General features: G+C 62.1%; 20 protein-coding genes. 16 read left to right on the forward strand and 4 right to left on the reverse strand.

The genetic code is table 11. The features are described from left to right. Nucleotides 1-10: 10 nt before the first annotated feature. The 4 genes from VGY55_19665 to VGY55_19680 all read left to right on the forward strand — a co-directional run bounded on the left by VGY55_19665 (nt 11) and on the right by VGY55_19680 (nt 6,704). A complete protein-coding gene (locus VGY55_19665) occupies nt 11-985 on the forward strand; it encodes an AAA family ATPase (GenBank protein ID HEV2972201.1) in 975 nt (324 codons plus the stop codon). After that, entirely contained in the window at nt 954-1,937 is a 984-nt protein-coding gene (locus VGY55_19670; GenBank protein ID HEV2972202.1) for a DUF58 domain-containing protein, read from the forward strand. Before VGY55_19665 ends, VGY55_19670 begins: the two co-directional genes overlap by 32 nt. After that, nucleotides 1,934-4,072, forward strand: coding sequence for a BatA domain-containing protein (locus tag VGY55_19675; GenBank protein ID HEV2972203.1), 2,139 nt, complete (start codon nt 1,934-1,936; stop codon nt 4,070-4,072). The genes VGY55_19670 and VGY55_19675 overlap by 4 nt, the downstream gene beginning before the upstream one ends. A gap of 196 nt (nt 4,073-4,268) precedes the next feature. After that, nucleotides 4,269-6,704, forward strand: a complete 2,436-nt coding sequence (locus tag VGY55_19680) for a hypothetical protein (protein ID HEV2972204.1) — start codon at nt 4,269-4,271, stop codon at nt 6,702-6,704. Between the two features lie 35 nt (nt 6,705-6,739). Here the strand turns inward: VGY55_19680 and VGY55_19685 are convergent, their stop codons facing one another. Then, nucleotides 6,740-7,255 carry a hypothetical protein gene (locus VGY55_19685; GenBank protein ID HEV2972205.1) on the reverse strand — a complete coding sequence of 172 codons (516 nt, stop codon included), beginning with the start codon at nt 7,253-7,255 and terminating at the stop codon, nt 6,740-6,742. A gap of 256 nt (nt 7,256-7,511) precedes the next feature. After that, nucleotides 7,512-7,724 carry a type II toxin-antitoxin system HicB family antitoxin gene (locus tag VGY55_19690; protein ID HEV2972206.1) on the reverse strand — a complete coding sequence of 71 codons (213 nt, stop codon included), beginning with the start codon at nt 7,722-7,724 and terminating at the stop codon, nt 7,512-7,514. A 375-nt stretch (nt 7,725-8,099) separates the two neighbouring features. On the opposite strand from VGY55_19690, the gene VGY55_19695 reads away from it, so the two are divergent. The 4 genes from VGY55_19695 to VGY55_19710 all read left to right on the forward strand — a co-directional run bounded on the left by VGY55_19695 (nt 8,100) and on the right by VGY55_19710 (nt 14,040). Beyond that, nucleotides 8,100-10,268 (forward strand): hypothetical protein, encoded by a 2,169-nt coding sequence (locus VGY55_19695; GenBank protein HEV2972207.1) that lies wholly within the window; start codon nt 8,100-8,102, stop codon nt 10,266-10,268. A gap of 57 nt (nt 10,269-10,325) precedes the next feature. Then, a complete protein-coding gene (locus tag VGY55_19700) occupies nt 10,326-11,738 on the forward strand; it encodes a hypothetical protein (protein HEV2972208.1) in 1,413 nt (470 codons plus the stop codon). 22 nt (nt 11,739-11,760) lie between these two features. Then, on the forward strand, nt 11,761-12,408 hold the full coding sequence (locus VGY55_19705; GenBank protein HEV2972209.1) for a hypothetical protein: 648 nt from the start codon (nt 11,761-11,763) through the stop codon (nt 12,406-12,408). Nucleotides 12,409-12,621: 213 nt separating this feature from the next. Beyond that, nucleotides 12,622-14,040, forward strand: a complete 1,419-nt coding sequence (locus VGY55_19710; GenBank protein ID HEV2972210.1) for a hypothetical protein — start codon at nt 12,622-12,624, stop codon at nt 14,038-14,040. Between the two features lie 132 nt (nt 14,041-14,172). Here VGY55_19710 and VGY55_19715 read toward each other — a convergent pair whose 3' ends face one another. After that, a complete protein-coding gene (locus tag VGY55_19715) occupies nt 14,173-15,300 on the reverse strand; it encodes a TlpA disulfide reductase family protein (protein HEV2972211.1) in 1,128 nt (375 codons plus the stop codon). A 245-nt stretch (nt 15,301-15,545) separates the two neighbouring features. Continuing rightward, on the reverse strand, nt 15,546-17,855 hold the full coding sequence (locus VGY55_19720; GenBank protein ID HEV2972212.1) for a UvrD-helicase domain-containing protein: 2,310 nt from the start codon (nt 17,853-17,855) through the stop codon (nt 15,546-15,548). A 308-nt stretch (nt 17,856-18,163) separates the two neighbouring features. Here VGY55_19720 and VGY55_19725 point away from each other — a divergent pair, with 308 nt between their 5' ends. From VGY55_19725 to VGY55_19760, 8 genes are all read left to right on the forward strand, one after another. Next, nucleotides 18,164-18,436, forward strand: coding sequence for a DNA-directed RNA polymerase subunit alpha C-terminal domain-containing protein (locus VGY55_19725; protein HEV2972213.1), 273 nt, complete (start codon nt 18,164-18,166; stop codon nt 18,434-18,436). 140 nt (nt 18,437-18,576) lie between these two features. Further along, on the forward strand, nt 18,577-20,019 hold the full coding sequence (locus VGY55_19730; protein ID HEV2972214.1) for a DUF3592 domain-containing protein: 1,443 nt from the start codon (nt 18,577-18,579) through the stop codon (nt 20,017-20,019). A gap of 114 nt (nt 20,020-20,133) precedes the next feature. Continuing rightward, nucleotides 20,134-20,532: a hypothetical protein gene (locus VGY55_19735; protein ID HEV2972215.1), complete on the forward strand. Its 399-nt coding sequence runs from the start codon at nt 20,134-20,136 to the stop codon at nt 20,530-20,532. Then, complete coding sequence (locus tag VGY55_19740) at nt 20,529-21,254, forward strand: hypothetical protein (protein ID HEV2972216.1); 726 nt, start codon at nt 20,529-20,531, stop codon at nt 21,252-21,254. The genes VGY55_19735 and VGY55_19740 overlap by 4 nt, the downstream gene beginning before the upstream one ends. Nucleotides 21,255-21,658: 404 nt before the next feature. After that, on the forward strand, nt 21,659-22,777 hold the full coding sequence (locus VGY55_19745; GenBank protein ID HEV2972217.1) for a hypothetical protein: 1,119 nt from the start codon (nt 21,659-21,661) through the stop codon (nt 22,775-22,777). A 120-nt stretch (nt 22,778-22,897) separates the two neighbouring features. After that, on the forward strand, nt 22,898-23,890 hold the full coding sequence (locus VGY55_19750) for a GTPase (protein HEV2972218.1): 993 nt from the start codon (nt 22,898-22,900) through the stop codon (nt 23,888-23,890). A 155-nt stretch (nt 23,891-24,045) separates the two neighbouring features. Further along, a complete protein-coding gene (locus VGY55_19755; protein HEV2972219.1) occupies nt 24,046-25,908 on the forward strand; it encodes a PHP domain-containing protein in 1,863 nt (620 codons plus the stop codon). Between the two features lie 128 nt (nt 25,909-26,036). After that, on the forward strand, nt 26,037-26,398 hold a 362-nt coding region (locus tag VGY55_19760), incomplete at its 3' end, for a hypothetical protein (GenBank protein ID HEV2972220.1).

The following is a 26,398-nucleotide window of genomic DNA, read 5'->3' on the forward strand; positions in this document are numbered from 1 at the left end:
TCGCCAGCAGATGGCCGGCACCATCGTCGGTCAGGAAGATGTGGTCGAGCAATTGCTCGTTTGCCTCTTCGCCCGCGGCCACTGCATCCTCGAAGGGGTGCCTGGGCTGGCCAAGACGTTGATGATCCGCACGCTCGCTCAGTGCATGTCGTTGGATTTCAATCGCATCCAATTCACGCCCGACCTGATGCCTTCCGACATCACGGGAACGGACGTGATGTACGAGGACCGCGGCTCGGGGGACCGAACTTTCAAATTCATCCGCGGACCGATCTTCGCGAACGTGCTTTTGGCCGACGAAATCAACCGCACGCCGCCGAAAACGCAAGCCGCGCTCCTGGAAGGAATGGCCGAGCGGCAGGTTTCCGTCGGCGGCGAGCGGCATCATTTGCCCGATCCATTCTTCGTGCTCGCCACGCAGAATCCGATCGAGCAGGAAGGGACCTACCCGCTGCCCGAGGCCCAGTTAGATCGGTTCCTGATGAAGGTGCTCGTCCGCTATCCGAGCGAACACGAAGAGCGGAGCATCTATCGGCTCACTTCGACTGGCAATCCGGTCGCGCCGACACAGGTGCTCAGCGGCGAGGAGATGCTCGCGCTGCAACGGATCGTACACAAGGTGCCGGTGAGCGATTATTGCGTCAACTATGTGGCGAATCTGGTTCGCTCGACTCGGGCCGGCGATCCCAAGGCCCCGCGGTTCATCAAGGACTGGGTGCTTTGGGGAGTCGGGCCGCGCGGCGGGCAATCGCTGATCGCGGCGGCGCAGGCTCGAGCCGCGCTCGATGGCCGCCCCGAGGTGGACGTGAGCGATATTCAGGCGATGGTCGCCGCGGTGCTGCGGCATCGGATCGTGCTCAACTACAACGCCGAGGCCCAGGGGCAAACGGCGGAAACGGTCATTCAAAAACTCGTCGATGCGATTCCGCTCGACCGCGCCGCGGAGCAAGCCCATGAGCGAATCGGTCACGTACTTAAAGCCTGAAATCCTTGCCCGGATCGTGCCGCTCGGGTTGCGAGCGCAGCGCGTCGTCGAAGGGACGATGTCGGGGCTGCACCGCTCGCCGCTGCACGGGATGAGCGTCGAGTTCGCCGACTACCGCGAATACACGCCCGGCGACGATCTCAAGCGCCTCGATTGGAGAGCCTACGCTCGCTCGAACCGCTATTATATAAAGCGGTACGAGGAAGAGACGAACTTCCGGGCGACCCTGTTGCTGGATGCCTCCGCGTCGATGCGTTATGGCCGGGCCGCCGCGCGGGGCGAAGGGGGCTTCACCAAATTCGACTACGCCGCCACGCTCGCCGCCTCGCTGGCCATGCTCTGCGTCAAGCAGCGCGATGCAGTTGGACTCGCGCTGTTCGACAACGCCGAGCGCTCGTGGCTGCGCCCCTCGGCGGCCCAGTCGCAGATGATCAAGATTCTCGATGCGCTCGAATCGGCCCGCCCCGACCGCACGACCGATCTCGGACTCGTGCTCAACAAAGTGGCCGCTCAGATCAATGCCCGCGGGCTGGTGATCGTGATCTCCGATCTGCTTTGCGACCTCGACGCGCTATATCAAGGTCTCGGCCGAGTGCAGCATCAAGGTCATGACGTTCTCATCTTTCACGTGTTGGACGAGGAAGAGATCGAATTGCCGTTCAACGACTCGGTGCTGTTTCGCGATATCGAAGGGAGCGAGGAGATCTTCGCCGAGCCGTGGGCCTTTCGCCAGGAATATAAGCGGGCAATGGAGGATTTCATCGACGACGTCGGCAACCGCTGCCGCGCGGCCGGGATCGACTACACGCTCTTGACGACGTCCGATGATTTGGGGCAAGGGATGGCCCGCTATCTGCACCAGCGGCAGAGCATGGCAGGCCGGCGGATCGGCAAAATCACGTCCTCGTCTCACGAATATGCCGCCCCCCCGCCGCACGGAGGCGAGGCATGACTTTTATGGCCGGATCGCTGCTCGGCGGGCTGGTGCTGGCCTCCGTGCCGATCATCATCCACATCCTGAATCGGCGACGGTTCCAGATCATCGATTGGCCGCCGATGAAATATCTCAAGCTCACGCTCAAGCGGAACCGCCGCCGCATCCGCATCGAGCAGATGATCCTGCTGGCCATGCGCACCCTGGCGGTGATCCTATTGATTCTGGCGATCGCCCGGCCAGTGATCCCGCAAAACGGGCTGGCCGCACTCTTTCCCGGCCGCAGTCGAACGAGCCACTTGATCGTGATCGACGATTCGCTCTCGATGGGCTACACGACGGCCGGGCGCTCGGCCTTTCAGGTCGCGCAAAATGCAGCCGCCGATTTGCTCAAACTGGCCGGTACGCAGGACAGCGTGACGCTCATGGTAACATCCGCGCCGGATCGGCCGCTTGTGCGCGACGGCAGCTTGCAAGATGCCGCGAAGTTTTCCGACCTTGTCGCCGGGCTTTCGCTCACCGACACGCCGAGCAACTGGGCCGTGACGCTCGACGGCGTGAATGCGGCCCTCTCGACCGCCATCTATTCCGATAAGGAGGTCGTGATAATCACCGACCTGCGGCGCTCCGGATGGTCGAAAGACGTGACCCGCGTGGCCAACGACCTGGCAGCCGAGCGAATTCCGCTGCGGATTCTCGACGTCGGAGATCGCCGGACGGATAACGTCGCGCTGATGAAGTTCGAGTTGGAAGATGCGATTCCCTTGCCCGATCAGCCGATCCATCTGGCGGCCGAAATCCGCAACCACACGGCCGCCACGATCGCCGGCGCGCAGGCCACGCTCAGCGTCGATCGCGACAGCCGGCCAGTGCTGCTCCCCGATCTGCCCTCGGGCGCGAGCACGAATGTGCCGCTCACGCTGACGCTCGACTCGCCCGGACCGCACGCGATTTCGCTCGCGTTGGGGAAAGACGCACTGCCGCAGGACGACGTGCGGTATCTGAGCCTCGAAGTCCGCCCCACCGTCTCCGTGCTGCTGATCGACGGTGCGCCGTCGGCGCAAAAGTTCGAGTCGGAAACCGATTTCTTGGCGCTGGCCTATTCGGTTGGCGCTCGGCCGTGGAGCGTGGAGCGGATCAGCCAATTCGATCCGCGGCGGTTGGTTCCCGGCGCGGCCGATGTGCCCGACGTGTTGGTGCTGGCGAACGTCGCATCGTTGACGGCCGAGCAGGCCGCGGCCGTCGAGCGGCTCGTGCAACGCGGGATGGGACTGATGATCTTCAGCGGCGATCTGGTCGACGTGGACCTGTACAACCAACGGCTCTATCGCGATGGCCGCGGCGCATTGCCGGCGAAGCTCGATCGACCGGTCGATACGCCCGCCACGGGGATCGTCGTCGAAAAGGATCCGCAGTCTCCCTTGGCTCCGCTGGCCAAGCTGGTTCCGGAGTCGCTGGCCCGGATTCATGCCAACCAGTATACGACGGTCCAATTCAGTACGCCGCCGCCGGAAGGCGTGAGCGTGTTGGCACGCTGGAACAATTCCGAGAATCCGCCCGCCGTGGTGCAAAAGGTGTTCGGCAAGGGGCGCGTGCTGCTCTTCACCTGCACGGCAGGCAAGAAATGGACCGATTGGCCCCTCGATCCGACCTATCTGCTCGCGGTTCGCTCGGCGGCCCTGGCGATTGCCCGCAGCCAGGAAGCCGGCGGCGCGATCGCGGCCGGCGAGGCGATTCGCGTGCCGCTCGACAATAACCAGGCGGCCCTCGATCCGAAGATGACGATTCCGGGCAAGACCGCGCCCGATTCGGTCGAGATCGAGAAGCCCTCGCCGAACTCGAGCTTGCTGCGCTACGGCAAAACTTACCACTCGGGGATTTACACGCTCTCGTGGCGCGATGAGCGGTCGAACCCTCGTTCGCTGCGCTTCGCCGTCAATCCGCCGCCGAGCGAAAGCGATCTCGATCCGCTCTTGGAACCTCAACTGACCGAGCTGCTCGGCAATCTCAAGCCGACCATCCAGCGCTACGACACGAGCGGCGCAAGCCTCAGCACCCCGCCTCGCGAAATCTGGCGCCCGCTGGCCACGATGCTGCTGGGGCTGCTAGGGTTGGAAGCAGTCTTCGCCGTCTGGGTGGGAAGAGAACGATAGGCGACCGCAGATGAACTCAACGAAGAGAACCGCAGATGAACGCAGATGAACACAGATTGAAGTTATGTCGCGGCGGCGGCGCCGCCGTCGAATCAGTAACAAATCCGTGTCGGGGCACCCGCGCCAGCGGGTCGGCGTCCATCTGCGGTCGCTTTGTCTTCTTGGCGTTCTTGGCGTCTTGGCGGTAAACAAAACGATGTCGGAAAGCTTGTTGCGATATCTGCTGAATGTCGAGCCGGCCCCTTGGACCGAAGGGGGCGAGATGCGCCTGGGCTGGCTCAATCTGCCGCAGCACGATTTCGCGCTGTTGCTGCTCTTGGGTATTGTCGCCGCGGCGGCCGCGATTCTCTATCTCTACCATCGCGAAGGCCGAATGCTCTCGCGATTTGCCCGGCTGTCGCTCGCCGCCCTGCGATTCCTGACGCTCGCCGGCGTGCTCGCGATGCTGCTCGAGCCGGCGATCATCTTCACCAAGCGCGAAACGATCCCCTCGCGCCTTCTGGTGCTGGTGGACGACTCCGAGAGCCTGGATTTCAAGGATGCCTACGTCGACGCCGGCCAAGCCAAGCGGATTGCCGATGCGCTCCAGCTCAAATCGGTCGACGCGCTGCGCGAGCAAACCCGGCTCAAGCTCGCCGAGCGGGCCTTCGAGCGCGGACTGCTGACCAAGCTCGCGGAGAATGGCGATCGCGTCGTCACGCGCCACGATTTTTCCGGCCAGCTTTTCGATCCGCAACCCGCCGCCGAGTCAACGAGATCAACCTTGGCGGCGTCCACCCGCGACCGCAGCACCACCGGCATCGGCACCGCGGTCAAGCAGGCGCTGGCCGCCTATCGCGGTCAGCCGCTGGCCGGGATGCTGATCGTCACCGACGGCCAATCGAACACGGGCGAGCCAGTGAACAAGGCCGCCGAAGCCGCCGCGGCCGAAGGCGTTCCGCTAGTGGCCCTCGCCGTCGGCACGCCCGAAGGGCCGCGCAACGCCGCGATCACGAAGATCGACGTCAGCCCGGTCGTCTTCGTTCGCGACACGAATCAGGCCCATGTGATCGTTAATTCCCGCGGGATGGCCGGGCAGCCGGCCAATGTCGTGTTCGAGCGGCAATCCGAGGGAGGCGCGTGGGAAGAAATCGGCCGCAAGCCGGTCGTGCTCGAAGAATCGGGCACGGTGCAGACCGTCACCTTCGATTTCAAGGAAGACCGCCCGACGAAGCTCGTCCTGCGGGCGACGATTCAAGACGCCGGTCCGGAGCTGACCACCGCCGACAACGTCCAGCTTGCCGAGGTCCGCGTCATCCGGCAGAAGATCAAGGTGCTGTTCGTCTCGGGGCATTCGTTTCCGGAGTTCGAGTTCATCCGCAACATGCTGCTCCGCGACAACGCCCTTTCCGCCGGCATCTGGCTGCAAACGGCCGAGAAGGATTACACGCAGCCCGGCACGCCCGGCATCAAGCGGCTGCCGATCAATAGCGAGGAGTTAAACGACTTCGATTGCGTGATCCTCTACGATCCCGATCCGGCGCTCTGGCCGGAGGCGTTCCCACAGATGCTGGTCGATTTCGTCGGCAAGGCGGGAGGCGGCTTGATCTATGTGGCCGGCGAGCGGTTCACCAAGGATTTCTTCGATCGGCCCGACGATCCCAATTCCGTTTGGCTGCCGCTCTTGCCGGTGGTCTCCGAGCCGGGACTATTCCGCACTGATGTTACCGCCAAGCTGAGCGCGAAGAACGCCTGGAAGCTCGAGATCAGTCCCGAAGGTCATGCCGATCCGGTCTTTCAATTCGCCGAAAAGCCGGAGGAAAACGATCGCATCCTCTCGGCCTTGCCCGGCATGTTCTGGCATTATCCGGTGACGAGGGCCAAAGCGGGAGCGACCGTGCTCGCCCGCCACGCCGATCCGCGGATGCGGAACGAATACGGCAATCACGTGCTCTTGGCCACGCAATTGGTCGGGCCGGGGCGGAGCTTCTTCGTCGGCTTCGATTCGACCTATCGCTGGCGCTATCTCGACGAGCAGACGTTCGACGGCTTCTGGGCCCGGATGATCGATCGCGCCGGCCGCTCGAAGCAGCTCGGTGGCCGCTATCCGTATTCGCTCTCGACCGATCGGGCCGGCTATCGCCCCGGCTCGCAGGTAACACTGACCGCGCGGTTCGAGAACCCGAACGACAAGGACGCCGGGCTGGATCAGATGCACGGCGAAGTCGAATTGCCCGACGCCCCGCCGCTCTCCATCACGCTCTCGCCGCGCAAGAACGATTCGACCGCCTTCGAGGCCACGTTTCCAGTGAGCAAGGCGGGACCGCATTTCGTCAAAGTCTGGGCTGGCGACCCCGACGCGAAACAAATGATCCGCGCCGCGACGCTCGAATTCCCCGTCGAGCTGCCAAACCTCGAATACGACCAGCCGACGCTGAACCTGCCGGTGCTGCAAGGCCTGGCCAAAGCAACCGGCGGCGCGGTCTTCGACCTTTCCGAGATCGACCAAATCCCCGACGCATTCAAAATCAAACGGATCGCCCGAGTGCTCGAAGACCGCCAACCGATCTTCAACGCCCCGCTCCTATTCGGCTTCGTCCTGCTCTGCCTATTCGTGGAATGGGTCTTGCGCAAAAAATGCCGGCTGATCTGACGGCGCGGGTCAATGCCAATGCCGGGGAATAGGACTCAGGGTGACTTCGGCTGCTCTGTCAAACTCTGATAAATCGCGCGGAAATCGTCTTGGGTCTCGTCCCAATGCGACGGTGTTGTCCACGTATTAACTTGGTTCCAGCGTGTGGTAGTTTCAATATACGTGTCCAAGAATCTCACCTTGACGTTTTTCGTCGTCCCGCTTACTTCGTATTGAATTGCGTCCGCGCCGTTTATTTTAAGTTCCTTTGGTCCTGTCTCAGTGCGATCCTCAATCTTTTTCTTCTCGCGCGCCATTCTCATGGTCGCATCCGCGTACTCCCTCAGTGACTTGAATTTAAGGTCTCCCTTCGGTTCGCTGATTACAACTAGAAATGCCCCTTTGTCTGGCGACTTCGCCTGAATATGTCGTTCGAGCACACCGGCCAAAACCGTGGTTTCCCACCCTTCCGGCAAAATGATTTGCACTCGTTTGTCCTTGCTTTGGAGAACCTTCGAATCGTCTGCCCCCGATGCGATACAGCCCAAAAACAACAACGCCGGAATCGCCATTGAGAATCGTCTAGTCATTTGATCCACCGAGTTCCTTTCAGAACAGAGTCGGCTGCTGGGGCGATGGTGAAGTTGTAGGCCTTGCAATCCTACTGAATTGAACGCCTGATTCCGCAAGGGATTGTCATTTTTTTTGGCCGATCGCGGGCATTCTTTTTGCGCCCTAAACCCAAGGGCCGTTCTTCTGGTGCAGCAATTCGGATGCCGTGGCTCGAGTAAACACAGTTCAGAACGATTTATTAATTCGCGATTACTCCTAGGCTCCCCCCGAGGCGGCTTCCACGTCAATAATGAACTCCGTGCCCGCCTCCGTCGGAATCGCGTCGCCCGCCTCACGGCAGTCGTCAATATAAAGTTCCATCGCTTCGCGGGCATTGTCGAGCACCTCGGCCCGCGTGTCTACCTGACTGATGCAACCGGGCGGCGTCGCAGCGCTGACGACGTATCGGCCGTCTTGCTCCTGCTCCAAAGCAACTGTGTATCGCAGTCGATTCTTCTCCGGCGTTTGGCTGGACCGATATCTGCGCCGAGTATTCTACCTTGTGACGCGGCCGGCGGCCACGCGGCGACAGGCAACTCGTCTCTGCCCCAACGGGGCTACGCCCTCCAGGCATACTCGGCGTAGGCCGAGGCGGCCAACGCCGGGCTGGAGGGCGCAACGAGTTTTCATAGAAGGAACGCCGCGTCAACGCACAAAAAAAAGGGGACGCGACGGGCGCGAACTGCATTTTGCGGCGGATGCCATTCCGGGTCCGCGCCCTGCGGTTCCGAATCCGCTCTTGTTCAATCGCATTTTTGTCTCGAAATTTCCGGTCCGCGGCGCGGCGTGGTATAACTCCAGGCTATGGCAACGATCGATTCACTATCGCTCGCCGAGCTGCCGCGAATGCAATCCGAGCTTGTCGCGCGGCTGGTGCGGGTTCGCCGGCGCGTGCGGCTGCGGCTGGTGATCGAGGGGCTGGCGATCGTGCTGGCGGAAGCGGCGGGCCTCGCGCTGTTCACGTTTTGGGCCGATCATGCATTTCGACTCGGCGTGGGGGCGCGAATCGGGCTGTTGATCGTCGCCGCCGGCATCCTACTCGTCGAAGCTTGGCGGCGGATCTTCGCGCCGTTGCTGATACCGCTGGGGCTAGTGGCGCTGGCTGGGGCGATCGGCCGCAAGACGCACGCCGGCGACGACGGCGATTTGGGGGGACGCGTTGCCTCTGTCCTGGAACTGCCGGCGCTGCTCGCTGGCCGCACTGCGCCCAGCGCCGCGATGATCGAGCGAGCAGTGCGCCATCGTCACGAGGCGCTAGCGCGCGTCGATTTCGGCGCCGCGCTCGATCATGCGCGGCTCCGCAAAATGCTAATGCTACTGCTGGCGGCTGTTTTGATCCCGACGTCGCTCGTCGTTGTATTTCCCGATATGGCGAGCCTCTGGGCGCGGCGGCTGTTTCTCGCCTCGCGCGAGCCGTGGCCGCAAAATACCTACCTGCGAGTCACCGATGACCGCAATGGCCGAATCCAAGCGCCGCGCGGAGAGCCGTATGTGCTGCGGGCAAGCGCTCGCGACGGGAGCCTAGCCCCCGAGAAGATTCTGCTCACGATCCGCGGCAACGATAAGACGAGCGTGCTGATGAAGCAATTCGGCGACAACGATTTCCGCCACGATTTCGCCGTCATCGAGCAGCCGCTCGAATTGGAGTTGGAAGGAGGAGACTCCGATTACGGGCCGGTGCTGCTCGATCCGGTCGATCGCCCGCGGATCGTCGGCCTGGAGTTGCAGGCCCAGCACCCGCGGCAAGCAGCGGCCGAGAAGCACAACTTCAACGGGGGCGACGCCGATCTGAGCTTTCTCGTGAAGACCAAGCTCGCGCTGGGGATCGTTGCGAACGTGCCGCTTCGCGAGCTGCGATTAAAGTCGCAATCGGCGCATCCGAAGCCGGCCGACCTACGGCGGCTCGACGCGATGAACTATGTCGTTGAATGGATCCAGCAAGGCCCCGCGAAGTTCGATCTGGAGTTGGTCGCGGAAGACTCGGGATTGGTCTCGCTGCCCGTCCCCGTGAGCATTGGTCTCAAGGTGGATCAGCCGCCGCGCGTGACGATGGCGTATAGCGGAGTCCGCCAACGGATCACGCCGCAGGCGAAGATTCCGCTGGCGATCGACGCCCGCGACGACTACGGCCTGGCCGCGGTCGGACTGACGATCAAAGACGAAACTCCCGATCCGATCGATCCAGCAAAACTCGTCGCCCGCAGCTCGCCGCAGCCGCTCTTTCCCGCGAACGGCGCCGCGCCGCCAAAGCCCGACGCGCTGCCGCCGCAATTGCAGCTCAAACAGACAGTCGACGTGGCGCCAGAAAAGCTGGCCCCCGGTTCGTTCATTTCGGTAACAGCCGAGGCGACCGACGACTGCTACACCGGCCGTCAGATGAGCCATTCGCGAACGGTCATTTTCGGCATCGTTTCGCCCGAGGATTTGTTCCGTGAGATTCTGCTGCGACAGCAGGCCGAGCGGATCAAGTTCCGCAAGCAAGAGGAAGAAGCGGAGAAGATTCGCGATCTGATCCAATCGGCCGCCGACGCCAAGCAAGTTGGCGAGATCGCTCGCCGCCATCGCGCGTTGCAGCTTGAAACGCTGCGGATCACCACCGTGCTGAACGAATCGCTGACCGAGATCAAGCTGAACGGCCTCGGTTCGCCCGAATCGCATGCCCTGATGGAGCGCAACGTGCTCGCGCCGCTCAAGGCATTGGCAGACGAGCTGATCGGCCCGCAAACGTCCGCGATGGACGGGCTTGCTCCGGCCAGCGGCGCGGCGCCCGATCCGGGCAAGATTCGTGCTGCGTTGGATCGGCAGGAGCAGATCGTCAGCCGCATGAAGACGATCCTCCTGCAGATGGCCCAATGGGATAGCTTTGTCGACGTGCTCAATCAGCTCGACCAGATCATCAAGCTGGAAACGGGCATCAAGGACGGCAGCCAGCAGCTTCAGAAGAAAGAAACCGAAGGTTTGTTTGACAAATAACCCCGGATGGGGGACAATGCTCGGGAACTCTTCAACTCTCGGCTAAGGAGGTGTCGGATGAAGGCCATCTCGCGGCTTGCATTGGGGTTGATTGGTCTGGCGGCAGTTCTTGCCGCGGGCGCTCGGGGCGCGACGGATGACAAATCCGTCAGCGAGACCGACAAACTGCAATTCACTCAGAAGCAGGTACAGGCGCTGATGCAGGAACTGCAAGAGCGCATGTTCCGTCTAGCCGACCTGACTAAGCAAGCCGAGCCCGACAACTCGACTCGCTTGCTGCTCGCGCTCCGCAAGGCCCGCGAGCAATTGATCGTCGAGGAGATGAAGGAGATTCTGGAAACGCTTAGCAAGCGAGACCTCACGAAGGCGACCGGCGACACCAAGGAAGTGCTCGTCAAGCTCGACGAGTTGAAGAAGCTGCTCATCGCCACCGATCTGGAATTGCAGCTTCAGCTCGAGCGGCTGCGACAGTTGCAGGCCGCGATCCGCCAGCTCGATCAGGCGATCAAGGTCGAGAAGCAGCAAAAGGGCGAATCCGCTCGGCTCGCCGAGTTGATGAAGAAGGGAAGCGAGGTCAAGCCGCAATCGCTCGACAAGGCCAAGCAAGACGAGGCCGCCAATCGCAAGCGGACCGACGGGGTCGCCGGCGCGGTGAAGGCGCTCGGCGGGCTCGATCCGGCCGTTCAGTCGCTCACGTCGTCCGGTCAATCGATGTCGGGCGCTGAAGGGAGCCTTGGCAGCGGTAAGCCGGGCGACGCCGAGATGCGGCAATCCGACGCCGTGAAGAAGCTCGCGGAGGCGCGAGCCCTGCTCGAGAAGGAGCGGCAGAAAGTGCTGCAGGAACTCGAGCAGCAGGTCAAGCGCGTGGTGATCGACAACTTACAGGAAATGCTCGACCGCCAGACCGCCATCCGCCGCACGACCGAACGCCTCTCGCCGAAACTGGCGAAAGCGCGCGAGGCGCTAATCCAGCTCCAGCAACTTGCCCCGGCCGAGCAGCGCGTGGCCGCAATTTGCCAGCAGACGCTCGAACTGGTGACCGAGACGGAATTCAGCGTGGCGCTGCCTCCGGCGCTCGAATCGCTCGAGAAAAACATGCTCTTGGTGAGCGGCAATCTGGCCGGCGGCCGCGGCGACGAACGGATAATCGAAACGGAAGTGGCCATCGAGCAGGATTTGAAGGATTTATTAGAGACCTTCAAGGAAATGCCGACCTTCGCCGGCCAATGCGATTCGCAGTGCAGCGGCTGCAAGGGAAACATGAACAAGCTGCTCGCTGAACTCAAGGTGGTTCGCATGATGCAGTCGCGGGTGAACAAGGGAACGGTCGACGCCAACGGAGAGGCCCGCCGAGCGGCGGCGGTGGCCGAACTGCCGAGCGAACTGCGCGAGAAGATCGGCAAACTCCGCGACGGCGAGGAGACGACTCGCGACGCCGTGGATCGACTGCACCAGCGATTTGCCGAGTGACCTTAGTTAAGGAGAACCGATCATGAATTGCGCGAGAAATAGACGGATTTTCGATACCGCGATCGCGTCCGCGACGACTCTTTTTGCCGTCGGAGTTTGGTCCACCGCCGCGATCCACGCGGCGGAGGCAGACTCTCCGAAGATTTCCGCAGTCCAGCGGGTCGCGCATGATTTTGATCTGGTCCCCAAGCTGCTCTCGGCGGCGAAAGGGCGCTCGGAAAGCGATCCGCTCAAGACGATCTCGCGGCGGATGACCGTGGTTCACGGCGACCTGAGCGAGTTTGAAACCGACGAGCCGGTGCAGACTCGGGAGAAGCAGGTCGTCAGGTCGCTCGACGAGCTGATCGCCGCTCTGGAGCGGCACTGCAACGGCCTCGGCCGCGGAAACCGCCCGAACGGCGGCCGTAGAGACTCGGTGATCGCCAGCGGCAATCCGGCGTTTGGCGCGCTGCACGGAGTGGATGCCAACGCGCGGCAATGGGGCCAGCTTCCCGCAAAGCTCCGCAGCGAAATCCTCCAGTCGAAGACCGATGGGTTCCCACCGGGCTACGAAGCCTTGCTGCAAAGCTACTATCAGCAGCTTGCCGAGGAAAAATCGCTCGACGACAAGCCAGTCAGCGCGCCGGCGAGCGATTCCAAGCCAGGCGATCCAACGCCCGCCACGAAGTGAACTAGTGGAGCTTCAAAGCTCTGATGTTTTGGGTGCCATGCCCACGGCTCGGCGTGGGCATGAGTTGCATCGAGTCATGGCCACTCAGGGCATGGGCCATGGCACCCGCCAAATTCAAATTGATGCTCCAATACTGCTGAACGAGAGCGTTGAATGATTTTCCAATCTCATACTTATGGCTGCAGGAGAAAGGCAGTCGCGACCGCCGCAACGATGGTCGTCGCGATCTCTGGGAATTGGTTTTGTCCGCAGGCGGCTGGCGCGGACGCGGCCGCCGCGACTCCCGCGCATTCGATTCCCGGTCCAACGGTCAATCTCAGCGTCACGGAATGGGTCGTGTTCGTGGCCGACGCGGCGAACCCGCAGTTGAACGCCCGGAACCTGTTCCACGACAGCCTTCCGCAATTCGCCGAGGATTTGCGGAAGGCCGACTCAGCCGATAAAGACCATCCTTCCGAACCCGGTCCGATCGGCTTGATCCGCTTTTCCGCCGACGGACCGCTCGACAAGGATGCCACGTTCGATGTGCAGCTTAGCTTCAAGCAGGGGCGAGCGCTCGGGCATTGGCCACGGGCGAAGGTCCGTTCGGCCGGTCTGCTGTGGCAAGACGTGCATCTCGCGCCGGACAAAGGAGAGCCGCGAAAGCTGGCGGAAAAATCGTGGCTAGCCGATCTTCGCGGCGGTGGGCTGCCGCTGTTGTTCGGCTCGACGCGCGAGTCGTTTCTGCTCTACGACGTGGAGTTTCCGTATTCTCTGACGATGCAAGTCAAGGCCGCCGAGGGGGGCAAGTATTCGGTCGCCCACGGAATGGACGCACCGCTCCACGATTTGACGTTCTACAAGCGCGGTGCCGAGAAACATTGGCGAACGGCCAACCTTCCGAGCCTAGCCAAGGCCGATGGTTTTCCGAAGCAAGCGGCGGCGGCGCCGGCCGCAAAGACGGAGTCGGCGAGCAACATTGCTCCGGCAGGGACACGAACCGTCGTAATGCAGAAAGTCGCCGCGGGCGGCGTAGTCATCGCTTCGTCGAAGGTCGCCAACCCACAAGCCCCCAATATCGTCTCCGCTCCCGCTTCGACGCCTTCGGTGGTAACAAAGCCGATCAAGGGGACCGAGATCGCGCTGGGGCCCGCCGCGGAGACCGATGAGACGGTGCTGGCCCCTTGGCGGGCGAAGTTGGCCGACGCGGGTGTTTTGCCGGCCGATCGGGAAGTGGTCCTCAAGATTCTGGCTCGGCAGGCCCTCGATTCCAATCGGTTGACCGCCGTCTATCGAATGGACCCAGCGGAATTGGATCGCATCCTGCCGCTGGAGGTCGTGCCGCAGCCGAAGAAGGTCTCGCGGATCGCGCTGGTCGTCGTTCGGGGCATAGACCCGGCGATCGGCGACGAGCTGGATCAATTGGTCAAGAAGCTCGGCGATCCATCTTGGAAGACGCGCGAGGCGGCGACCACGGAGATCAAGAAGCTGGGGGTTCGCGCCAAATCGCGGCTCGAGGAGGCGGCGAAGAGCAAAGACGCCGAAGTCGCCTATCGCGCCGAGCAATTGCTGGCGGGCATTTCAACCGACGCCGACCAATCGATGGACAGCACCGTGACCGGCGCCGTCCAAGCCATTGGCGGATTCTTCTAGGAAGCTTGAAGGTGATCTCGGATGGGTGCCATGGCCACTGCCCCGAGTGGCCTTGCGCCAGCTCAGTTCCATGCCGACCCAAAGCTGTGGGCATGGCACCCGACGTTTCCGAATAGCACGTTCTTCTAGATCCTACTCCGCCAGCAATTTGTCGATCTTCGCCGCGGTGTCTTCCCTCGCGTCGATGAATCGGAGCACTCCCTTCTTATCCACGAGGAACATCGTGGGGATTCCGCCGACTCCCCATTGCGCGGCCAGCGGGTGCCACGGCTCCTTTTCCGTCTGCGACTCTTCGCGCAACTGCGGCCAAGTCATGTCCTTGTCCTTGATGAACGTATTGACCGTGTCGTCGTCGCTATCGCAATCCAAGCCGACGATCTCGAACCCCTTGGAGTGATACGTCTTGTAAAGCTCCTTGATCCGCGGGATTTCGGCGTTGCACGGCCCGCACCAGGTCGCCCAAAAGTCGATGAGCACCACCTTGCCCTTCCAATCGGCGGAAGTAAGCGTTTTGCCGGTGCTGGTGCGTCCGGCGGCGGCTAGCGGCTTGCCGATCAGCTCGCGCTGGGCTCCGTTTGGGTCGAGTTCGGTGGCGAGCTGCTTGGCCTTTTCGCTCGTCATCACCTTGCGCAAGACAGCCACGGCTTCCATCGCCACGTCGTCGTTGGCCGGCCCGACGCTGGCCATGACGGCGAGCGTCAGTGCGACCTTTTCGCTGGCTGGGTTGGCCTTGGCGACGGCGGTGAAGTCGGTCAAGATTTTCTCCTGAGCTTCGGCATTCTTCGAGCCGAGCCACCACTTGCTCAGGACCAGCGCCGCTTTGGCCGCAAGCGCATTGCTTCCGCCGGCGGCGGTCTTTTCCAAGATCGCCGTCGCGGCATCATCTCCAAGCGTCGCGAGCATCGCCAGATACTGGCAGCGATCGTCTTCCAATCCCTGTCGCTCGTCAGCATCCTTCTGCGCCGCGGCCAGCTCCTTGAGCAGATCGGCCGTCTGCTGCAATAGGGGCCGCACCTTCGGGCCATCCTGCTTGCGGAAATCGGCGTCGGTGATCGACGAGATCGAAGGCATCACCGCATCCAACTTCTCCTTGGTCGCGCTCAGCTCGGCGAGGATCGCCTTTTCGTCGCGATCTTTCGCCGCGACAGTATCCTTGGCTGCCGGCTCCTTCGCGGCCTGGTCATCCGCGCGGACGGCCACCGCCCCGATTGTCAATACGAGCAAGAATCCCCACGCCATCGTTTTCCGTTTACGGATCATAGATATCCTCTCGATTCGATTGATGACTTCCACCGCGCCGCGCGGACCGACAGCTTGACAATTATAGCAGTTCGGGCAAAGAAGGCCCTATGGTTTGTTGACTCGTGATAATATCACCACTCCTCAGCGTCATTTATTTACCACAAAGGACACCGAGAACAGGAAGGGGGCACGATGGAGTCACTTTGTGTCCTTCGTGCCCTTCGTGGTTCTACGATCCGGAGGTGATAGGCGTCCGCGTTGGCTCATCCTGGTTTTGCTGGCACGAGTTGGCTGTGGATCAGGAGGAATTTCTTATCTCCGGCCGCTGAAGCGAACAGGACCGTGGCGGCGCGTTTGGGGCCCGTGCCGCCGATGGCGATGATCTTGCCGAGGCCATAGTCAGGATGCCGCACCACCATGCCTTGCTCGAATTGATCGGGCGAGATGGCCTGTTTGGCGGCCGCCGGCGCGACCGGTTCTTCGACCATCGCCGCGGCCGTCGTTAGCCGGATGCGCGATAGGCTGGGCGGGCTGAATTCGATGTCGGCCGAGCCGCCCGCCTCGGTGTCGTCGCCCATCGAGCCGTCGTCCTCATGGTGATGGCGCTGGTCGTGGTGGTCGTCAGCTTCATGTTGCTGGCCGCCCCAGCTTGGATCGGGGAAGAGCATCTCGGCCGATTCCAGTTCTTCGTGCGGCAACTCGAGCAGGAATTGACTGGGGACCGACATCCGTTGCGCGCCGCGGAAATCGCGATATCGAGACAGGCTCAGGTGCAATTCCTCGCGCGCCCGCGTGATCCCGACGAACAGCAGCCGCCGCTCCTCCTCGAGTTCCTCGGGCGATTGCCGGCTCCGCTCGTGCGGCAAGAGCCCCTCTTCCACGGCAATCACGAACACCACGGGGAATTCCAGACCCTTGGCGGCGTGCATCGTCATCAGCGTCACGCGGTCGTCGTCCGCCTCCCAGGCGTCGGTGTCGTTCACGAGGCAGGCCTGCTCGAGGAAGTTTTCGAGCCGGTTCTCTCCCGGATTCTGCTCGTCGAACTCGTGCGCGGCCGTGATCAATTCCTCGATGTTGGCCAGCCGTTCCTGATCGGCTTCGTCGTCGGAATCCTTGAGCGCCTGCTGATAGCCCGATTCGGCGAGCACTTGCCGCATGATCTCCTGCACGGAACCGGTGCTGGACAGCGACAAGCGGTCGTACATCGCGACGAACTTGGCCACGGCCACGGCGGCGCGCTTGTTGAGCGACTCGATCAATCCCGCCTCGCGGGCGGCGTCGAGCAGCGGCTTGCCCCGGCGGGCGGCGTGGTCCACAAGCTGCTGGATCGTGGAGCGGCCAATTCCCCGCGGCGGCGTATTGATGATCCGCAGCAGGGCCACGTTGTCGCGCGGGTTGTTCAGAAGGTGCAGGTAGGCCAGGATGTCTTTGATCTCCTTGCGCTGATAGAACTCCAGTCCGTTGACCATCTGATACGGAACAGCGAATTCGCGCAGGGCGAATTCCAGCGACCGCGACAAGGCGTTGACGCGGTAGAAAATCGCGAAATCGCGCGGCCGCCGCCGGCCGGCAAGCACATCCTCGGAAATCCGCTGGGCGATCGCCTCGGCCTCGACCTTCTGCGTCACATAGGTAACCAGTCGCACCGGCCGCCCTTCGTCGTTCTCCGTGAAGAGCCGCTTCAACTTGCGCTTGACGTTGTGGGCGATCAGATGATCGGCCACGCGGAGGATTCGCTGCGTGCTGCGGTAATTCTGCTCGAGCCGCACGACTTGCACGTGCGGGAAATCCTTCTCGAAATCGAGGATGTTGTTCAGGTTCGCTCCCCGCCAGCCGTAGATCGATTGGTCGGGGTCGCCGGTGACCGCCAGGTTCGGATAATCGGCCGACAGGGCCCGGACGATCATGTACTGCGCCAGGTTCGTGTCCTGATATTCATCGACAAGGATGTAGCGATAGCGGGCGTCCAGGTGACGCCGCACTTCGGCGTTCTCGCGCAGCAGCGTGGCAATATGCAACAGCAGGTCGTCGAAATCCACCGCGCTCGAGGCCAGCAACCGCGCCTGATAGGCCGGATAGACCTGGCCAACGATATGGCCGAGCGGGCTGCCGGCGCGCGGCTCGTACTGGTCGGGCGCGATTAGATGGTTTTTGGCCCAGCTTATGGCCGCCTGGATGCGCTCGGGCGTGACGTGCGTGAGTTCGAGGTCGAGGGCTTCCAGCGTGTGCCGCAGCGCTTTGTGGCTGTCGTCGGTGTCGTAGATCGTGTAGTTTTCGGTCAGCCCCACGAGCGGCGCGTATTGCCGCAGCAGTCGGGCGCAGAAGCGATGAAACGTGCTCAGCCAAACGTTCGCCCCAGGGGCCAAGAGCGCTACGCGGCGCTTCATCTCGTCCGCAGCCTTGTTCGTGAAGGTCAGGGCGAGAATCTGATAGCTCGGCACGCCGCGAGCGAGCAGATAGGCGATCCGATGCGTGATGACCCGCGTCTTGCCGCTCCCCGGTCCGGCTAGGATCAGCAGCGGCCCGTCTCCATGCCGGACCGCCTCCTGCTGCGGTGGGTTCAGTGATTCCAATAGGTGTTCCAATGAGGCGTCCTTCTGCGGCTGTTATTGAACCTTCTATCAGCATGATAGAGCAAGTCGGCTCCGCGCTTAAGTGCTATCGCTGCTAGCACTTCAATTCTTCGCACCGACAGAAAAAAAGGTAGGCAAAACGGCGCGGATTGATATACTACGACCTCATCGGAAGCTCCGCGAGAATGTGGACAGGAGATATTGGAAGGGAGTCCGGCAACGGCTAAAGGGATCTCGCCGGCTCAACTTTCAGCCTTCTCTCTCGCGCAGCATAGGACTCTGCAACGTACCCAGGGAGGGAACAAGTCGTGACGCGCATTCCTTTGAACCACGTCGCCGGGCAAGCCAAGGATCTAAGAGAGCGACTCGAAATGAGCACGGCCGAGATCGGCCTCACGGTCCGCACGACCAATTGCCTTGAAGAAAAAGGCATCTTCACCGTGAACGATCTCTTGCACTCGACCCGCGAAGACCTGCTCAGCATCTCCAACTTCGGCGAGAAAACGCTGGAGGAGGTCTATTTGGCGCTGGAGCGGATCGGCTTCTACCGCAAGACGAAGCGAGAAACCGTCGGCGTTTAAGCGCGGGGGCGGTTCGTAGGCCAGCGATACCCTCCGTCTGCGGCCGGACAGTCGCGGGCGATGCGTTTTGTGCCCGGTCACCCGTTTTTTCGCCGCCCGAGTGACGGTAAACTCAAGGGCTGTGAATCGGAGTGCGGGGCTTGCGCGGAGGATCCGCCCCCGATTCGTTTGCAGCCCGTGGGGCCGGCGGCGAGTCTGTCGCTGGCGAAGAATCGGGGATCGTCGTGGCCGCCCGCTCGTTTCGGATGTATGGCAAGAAGCGCGGCCATCGCCGCACTGGCTCCAGCGCTTGGGGGAGCTTGGGCGAGGCGGTCGTGTTCGTCTTCTTTCTCGCGCTGGGCAGCGTGTTCCTTGTGCTGCTGCTGCGAATGCCGGTGCTGCCCGAGTGGCGGGCGAATCACGATTTCGTGCAGACAACCGGGACCGTTCTCGAAAAACGCGTCGGTGAAACGCCGGGGCTCGATGGCACCAGCTACCGCGCCGAGATTCTCATTCGGTACGCAGTCGGCGAGAAGCAATACGAAGCGTTGACCTTCGATATTACGTTCGATTCTCCTTGGGCCTATTCGAGCAATCGCGAGTCGCGGCAGGCGGAGATCGATCAATTCAAGATCGCCACGCCCTGCGACGTTTGGTACGACCCGAAGGCCCCGGCGACGGCCGTCGTCGTGCGCGGCTATAGCGGCTGGCTCTGGTCGCTGTTGCTGCTTCCCGGTTCGTTCATCATCATCGGCGGCGCGGGGCTGATTTTTGCGCTGTTGCACTGGGGAAAGTCGCCGGAGCATTTGGCGGCGGCGACGCAATTGGCCGCGCGGCTGGAACTGTTCGAGGAATCGACCCCGCTGGCCAAAGACTATCCGCATGTGCCGCGCGACGCCAATCTCACGAACAGCCCCGGCACACGGCTTAAATACCGTTTGCCGATCAATACGGTGCGGGGTTGGAAGCTGCTTGCAGCGACGTTCATCTGTTTCTGCTGGAACGGGATCGTCGTGGGATTCGTTGTGATGGCCCTGCCGAACAGAGCGAGCGGCGAGGCGATGGAAACCCCGTCGCCGACGAACTGGTGGCTGTTGCTGTTCACATTGCCGTTCTTGCTCGTCGGGCTGGGGATGATTTACTTTCTGGTCCGGCAGGTGCTGATCGCAACCGGTCTAGGCCCGACGCAACTGGAAATCTCCGATCATCCGTTGCTCCCCGGCCGGCATTACGATCTGTTTCTCTCGCAGGCCGGCCGGCTGATGATCGATTCGCTTGAGGTCGATCTCGTATGCGATGAGCAGGCGACATACCGGCAAGGGACCGACACTCGCACGGAGCAGCGGCGCGTGTGCCGGCAGCGCGTGTTCGATCGCCGCAAGTTCGAGATTCCTCAAGGGATGCCGTTCGAGCAGCAGTGCCGGATCGAGATCCCCGCCGACGCGATGCACTCCTTCTCGTCGGACCACAACGAGGTGCAATGGAAGTTCGTCGTTCGCGGCGAGATCGGCGGCTGGCCCAAATACGAACGGAGCTTTCCGATCGTCGTGTTTCCCAGGCCGGCGGCGATAAGTACGAAGTACGAAGTACAAAGTGCGAAATAGGAGCCGCGATTGGGCTATAATCGTTGGGGAAAGAACGATCGACCAGGTTGCGTCTTCAGGTCCAGCTTTCGTGGTTTATTCGTACTTCGCACTTCGTACTTTGTACTTGATATCATGGAGCCGTTGATCAGCATTACGCTCGACAGGCACCAACAAGTTCATCAACCGGGGCAAACGCTGCGCGGCGAATATCAGATCGATGCGATCGATCCGGCTGAGATTCGAGCGGTGGAGTTGTCGGTGCTGTGGTACACCGAGGGAAAGGGGGACGAAGACCTCGCCGTTCATTATTTCGAGCGGCTCACGGCCGAAGACATGCTTGCCACCAGTCTGCACGAATTGCGCCGCTTTCAAACGGAGCTGCCCAATAGCCCGCTGAGCTACGAGGGGGTGCTGGTGAAGATTCGTTGGTGCGTGCGGGTGCGGGTGTTCTTGCAAAGTGGGAAGGATTTCCTCGGGGAGCGCGGATTTCAATTAGGCGAAGTGCCCTACGCCCAGGCGGTCTTGCCATGACTCGATTCAGCGATTCAGAATCTGTCCAAGAACGGCTGGCCGAAACGGGGGCCGAAAGGGGGGCAGTCCCCTTTTGTTCCGACGACCATCGCGGCGACGATGCCAGCACAAAAGGGAACAGTCCCCCAGTCAACCCGTTCGCAACGCGATACGTGCGCCCTGGGGCGATTCCGTTTCTGTTTCCGCGGTCGGTCGATGCAACGCGACTTGTCGCGCGGCTGCGAGATTTCGGCTGGCGCGGCGCGATCATCGGCCCGCATGGAAGCGGCAAATCGACGCTCTTGGAATCGCTGCGGCCCGAATTGCATCGGGTGGGTCGCCGCATCGTGAGCGCTGGTTTGCATGATGGTGAACGATCATTGCCGCGAGCGTTTCTTGACTCGCAGCCGTGGAATCCGGGTACGGTCCTGGTTGTCGACGGTTACGAACAACTGAGCGTGTGGAATCGTTGGCGGCTCGAGCGGCACTGTCGCCGCGACGGTTGTGGGCTGCTCGTCACCTCGCATCACCCCACGCGGCTTCCCGAGCTGTATCGAACGGGTGCTAGTTGCGAATTGCTCGAGCTGGTGGTCGAGTACTTGTTGGAAGATAACTGGAAACTGATTTCATCCGCCGACGTCCGCCGAGCGCATTCATTTCATGGCGAGAACGTGCGCGAGGCTCTGTTCGCGCTTTACGATTTGCACGAGATCCGCTCCCGGATGGAGTTGGCGCGATTGTAGGGATTGCGGGCTTTGCGCCGACGATTCGTCTCTTCTCCGCTGGCGCGGCCAGCCTGCGCCGTAGCTGAGTTTGCCGGAATTCGGCCCTCGATCGCTGTCGTTCGGGCACGGAATTCTCGTGAATTCCGCTACGATCCTGCCGCCGCGTTGCCGTGTGCGTGCAATCGCAAACTACACTTGCACAAGCTATCGCTCGGCGGCGCACGCCAGCATTGCGGAGCGCGTTGCCAATCGGTGGCTCGCGCCGTTTAGCTGCGCGGCGCACTTTGCGCCGACAGCAGCAGCAGCGCAGAACTAATCTTCTTCCAAATTGCGTTTTGACTTCAGAGATTCGTTGACACGACCGGGGCCCACCGGTCTAACAAACAGAGAGCATCTCTATCCTCTTCTCGCGGAGTGTCGTCATGTCGCCATTCAAAAATCGTTCGATTCTCGCCATCTCGTGCATCGCGCTCACGCTGGCGCTTCCTGCCGAAACGCAGGCGTGCTGGTTGACCCATTGTTTCGCGCCCGCGGCGCCGGCCGCGCCCGCCCTGCAACAGGTGAATTACGTGCCGCAGACAAGTTACCGCACCGTTTATAGTCCGGTTGCGGTGACGAGCTATCGGCCGATTACGACCGCCGATCCTTGCACGGGCTGTCCAGTGACTTCGCTCGCGCCTGTGACGACATACGTGCAGCGGCCGGTGGTGGTTCCCTACACGACATATCGCCCGGTGATCACCACGGTAATGATGCCGCCGGTCGCGCCGGCTTGTCCGTGTTCCACTTGCTCGTCGTGCGCGACGGGTGCCTGTGCCGCGCCAACATTGGCGTATTACGCGCCGCCTGCGGTCGCCGCGCCGGCGCCAAGCTGCGGATGCGGCGCCTCGGCGGCGGGCCCGCCAACGAGTTCGTATTACGCGCCGCAAACGGCGAGCTATTACGCGCCTGCGACCACACGCTACTACGCGCCGCAGACTTCGAGCTACTACGCGCCCGCGCCGTCCGCCACGACGAGTTACTATGCGCCCCCGGCGGCCGGTTCGACGACCACGTATTACTCGCCGAGCTACTCCACGACCGCACCGTCCGCCGCGACGACCAACCCACCGATAAGCAGCTATTACAACGGCTATCCGTCGTATGTGTCGCCAGGACCGGTGAACTTTGGCTCGCCTTCCTCGCCCGGCGCGGGCGCGTCGACCGGTGCGCCGACGCTGCCGAATTCGGGCAACTCGTCGGCAACGGGGTCAGGATCAACGCAGGTGCAGAAACCTGCCGACAGTAGTAACCCTCCGCCGGAAGCTCCGAAGCAAGCGCCGATTCCGGACAGCAAGGACCCGGCCAAGGCGAATTCAACCGGAATCCTCAAATACTCGGAGCCGGAAGGCCGGACAACGTCGATGCCGATCATGCGACCTTGGTCGTACACCGCGGTCAATTGGCCCCGCGTGACAACCGCCTCGACGGTCCGCCCGGCAATGGGGGTCGCGCCGGCGGCGGAAGCCGGCGATGGCGATGCCTGGCACGCGGCCCGATAGCCCGATCGCGGCTCCCATGAACTGATCGCCGAACTCCAGCGTTCGGAGACCCACGCGACCCATTCTGCCGATGCGGCAGAATGGGTTTTTTATTTGCCGTCGATCGTCAATAATCACGGCATGGCCACCAATCTCACTCCGCAATACCACAAGGCTGAGGAGCAGTATCGTCGCGCGGCGACGACCGAGGAGGAGCTGCACTGGTTGGAGATCATGTATCGCGAGATGCCGAAGCACAAGGCGTCCGAAAAGCTCCAGTCCGAACTCAAGCAGAAGATCAGCCGCACGAAGAAGGACTTGGACGCCGAGCGCAAAACGGCCCACAAAGGCCAAAGCGTTCGCGTGCCTCGGCAAGGAGCCGGGACAGCAATCGTGCTTGGCGGCCCCAACAGTGGCAAGAGCCAGTTGATCGCCGCGCTTACGAGGGCCAAACCGGAAATCGCGCCGTATCCCTTCACGACCCGCGCGCCGCTTCCCGGCATGATGCCCTGGGAAGACGTGATGGTGCAGATGATCGACACGCCGCCGATCACGCGCGATTATCTCGAGTCGTACATGCAGGGACTGATTCGCGGCGCCGACTTGGCGCTGCTCCTGGTCGATCTGGGGAGCGACGATGGCATCGACCAACTGCAAGAATTGCTCGATCGGCTGAATCAGACGAAAACGCGTCTGGGAAAGATTTCGCGTCTCGACGAGAACGATCTCGGCGTTTCGTACACGGCTACGCTGCTCGTGCCGAACAAGATCGATCTTCCCGAGGCCGCCGATCGGCTGAAAATGCTGCATGAGCTATGTCCCTTGGAGTTTCCCGAGCTTCCGATCTCCGCCGCGCACGGCCAGGGTCTCGAGCGATTGCGCGGCGCCGTTTTTCAATCCCTCGACGTGATACGCGTCTACACGAAGCTGCCGACGGCAAAGGAAGCCGATTTCGAGCGTCCCTTCACGATCCCCCGCGGCCATACACTGCAAGATGTTGCGGAGTTGGTTCGCAAGGATTTCGCCGAGCATCTGAAGTTTGCCAAGATTTGGGGAACCGGCGTCCACGACGGGACGGTTGTCAAAAGGGACCACGTGATGCACGATAAGGACGTGGTGGAATTGCACACGTAGGGGCCAGAGACCGGGGGCCAGAGGCCAGAAGGCGCGCGGAGATCGAGTGTTATGCCTTTTTTGGGAATCTTGGGAACATCTGACGTTCCTCGTAGTGCCGACCTTCGTTCGGCATGCTTTTCTGGCCCCCGGCCTCTGGCCCCCGGCCTCTTCCTATGACCAACTCCGAAATCGCAAGTGCCTTCGAGCAGATCGCCGACCTGCTGGAATTCCAGGGGGCGAATGCGTTTCGCGTGCGCGCGTATCGCAATGCCGGTCGGACGCTGCACGATCTATCCGAGCCGGTCGAGCGGATCGTCGCCAATCATGATCGGAGCCTGACCGACCTCAGCGGGATCGGCGCCGATCTGGCCGAGAAAATCACAACGCTCGTGCGTACCGGCACTCTGCCGATGCTCGACGAGCTGCGCGGCCAGGTGCCCGAGAGCGTGCTCATGTTGATGCGCGTTCCGGGGCTGGGGCCAAAGAAGGCGGCGAAGCTCTTTAGGGAACTGGATGTCAAGACGTTGGCCGAGCTGCGAGCCGCCTGCGAAACGCATCGCGTGCAAGAGTTGGAGGGCTTCGGCGCCAAGACCGAGGCGGCGATCCTCTCCGGCATGACCTTGGCCGAGTCGCCCGAATCGCAACGGATGTATTGGGCCGACGCGGACGTGTTCGCTCAAGCGATCCTCGCCCATCTGCGCCCCTGCCGCAGCATCAAGCAGATGGAGATGGCAGGCAGCTATCGCCGCGGGCGCGACACGATCGGCGATCTGGATGTGGTCGTCGAATCGACCGATCCGAACGAAGTAATGGACCGGCTCGCCAAGTTTCCGAATATCGAAGCGACGCTCGGCCGCGGCGAGACGAAGATGTCGATCCGCCTGCGGAGCGGGTTGCAGGTCGATCTGCGAATCGTGCCGGGCGAATCGTACGGCGCAGCACTTCTCTATTTCACCGGCTCGAAGCAGCACAACATCGTACTGCGCGGCATGGCGAAGGACCGCGGGATGAGGATCAACGAGTACGGCGTCTTTCGCGTGCCGCGCGGCGCTCACGAGGAGGAAGATGAATCCGAAAACCGCCGGGGACTGTCCTCTTTTGTGGAGCGGCCACCATCGCCAGGTGGTCGGAAACAAAAGGGGACTGTCCCCCTCTCCGCGGGCGGTTCTCAGACTGTCTCGAAGCTCGAGTACCTTGCCGGGCGCACCGAGGAAGAGGTTTATGCCACGCTCGATTTGCCGCTGTTCGCCCCGGAAACCCGGGAAGCGCGGTTCGAGTTCGAGTGGGCGAAGGCCGGGCCGCTGCCCAAGCTCGTCGAGGTGCGCGACATTCAGGGCGATCTGCACATGCACACGACCGAGAGCGACGGCAAGGGGTCGCTCGAGGAAATGATCGCCGCCGCCCGCGAGCGCGGTCTGAAATACATCGCCATCACCGATCACTCGAAGCGCGTGTCGATGGCCAACGGTCTCGATGGCAAGCGGCTGCGCAAGCAATGGAAACAGATCGACGCGCTCAACGAACAGCTCACCGGCTTCCGCGTGCTCAAGGGAGTGGAAGTCGATATCTTGGAGCGCGGCGGACTCGACCTGCCGGACGATGTGCTGGCGGAGGCGGATTGGGTGGTGGCCAGCGTCCACTATGGCCAGAACCAATCGTCCGCCCAGATCACCAAGCGGATCGTCGATGCCTTGGCCAATCCGCACGTTTCCGCGATCGCCCATCCGACCGGCCGGATTATCAACCGCCGCAAGCCTTATGAGGTCGATCTGGAGGCCGTGTTCGAGGCCGCGAAACAGCATGGCAAGCTGCTGGAGTTGAACTCGAACCCGGCCCGACTCGATCTGGATGACGTGCACTGCATGGCGGCCCGGCGGCACGGCGTGCCGATCGTCATCTCGACCGACGCCCATAGCACGGTCGGGCTCGATGTGCTGCGATTCGGCATTTTGCAAGCGCGTCGAGCCGGATTGACGAAGGCCGACGTGGCCAACACGCAGCCTTGGGAGAAGATGAAGAAAATGATCGGCAGCTAAAAGGTAGCAAAAAGTCCGAAGTAGTCGCTTTCTTTCCGATCGTGGGCAGCATAAACTAACCGTAGTTTTCGGCGTTCGGCGGGCGGCCTGTTTCCGTTTCAACTCACCCCACCCGGAGTAGAATCATCATGGACAAGTCCGAACTAAATCGTCGTGAGTTTCAGCGTCTGACCGGAGCGGCATTGGGAGGCATGGTGTTGGGGGCTGGAGCGCTCAATTCAAGGCTGTTCGCGGCCGACGAAAAGAACCCCATGCTCGGCGACGCGCACATTTGTCGCGGGATAAATACTTGCAAGGGCAAGGGCGCCGACAAGAAGAATTCGTGCGCCGGGACGGGTTCCTGCGCCACGGCGCAGAAGCACACATGCCAGGGCGAAAACGCCTGCAAGGGACAAGGGGGCTGTCATGCCAAGCCAGGCGAGAACGCCTGCAAGGGACAGGGCGCGTGCGCCGTCCCGCTTAACAACGATGCCTGGCCGAAAGCCCGAGC

This window comes from Pirellulales bacterium (assembly GCA_035939775.1).
Lineage (GTDB): Bacteria > Planctomycetota > Planctomycetia > Pirellulales > DATAWG01 > DASZFO01.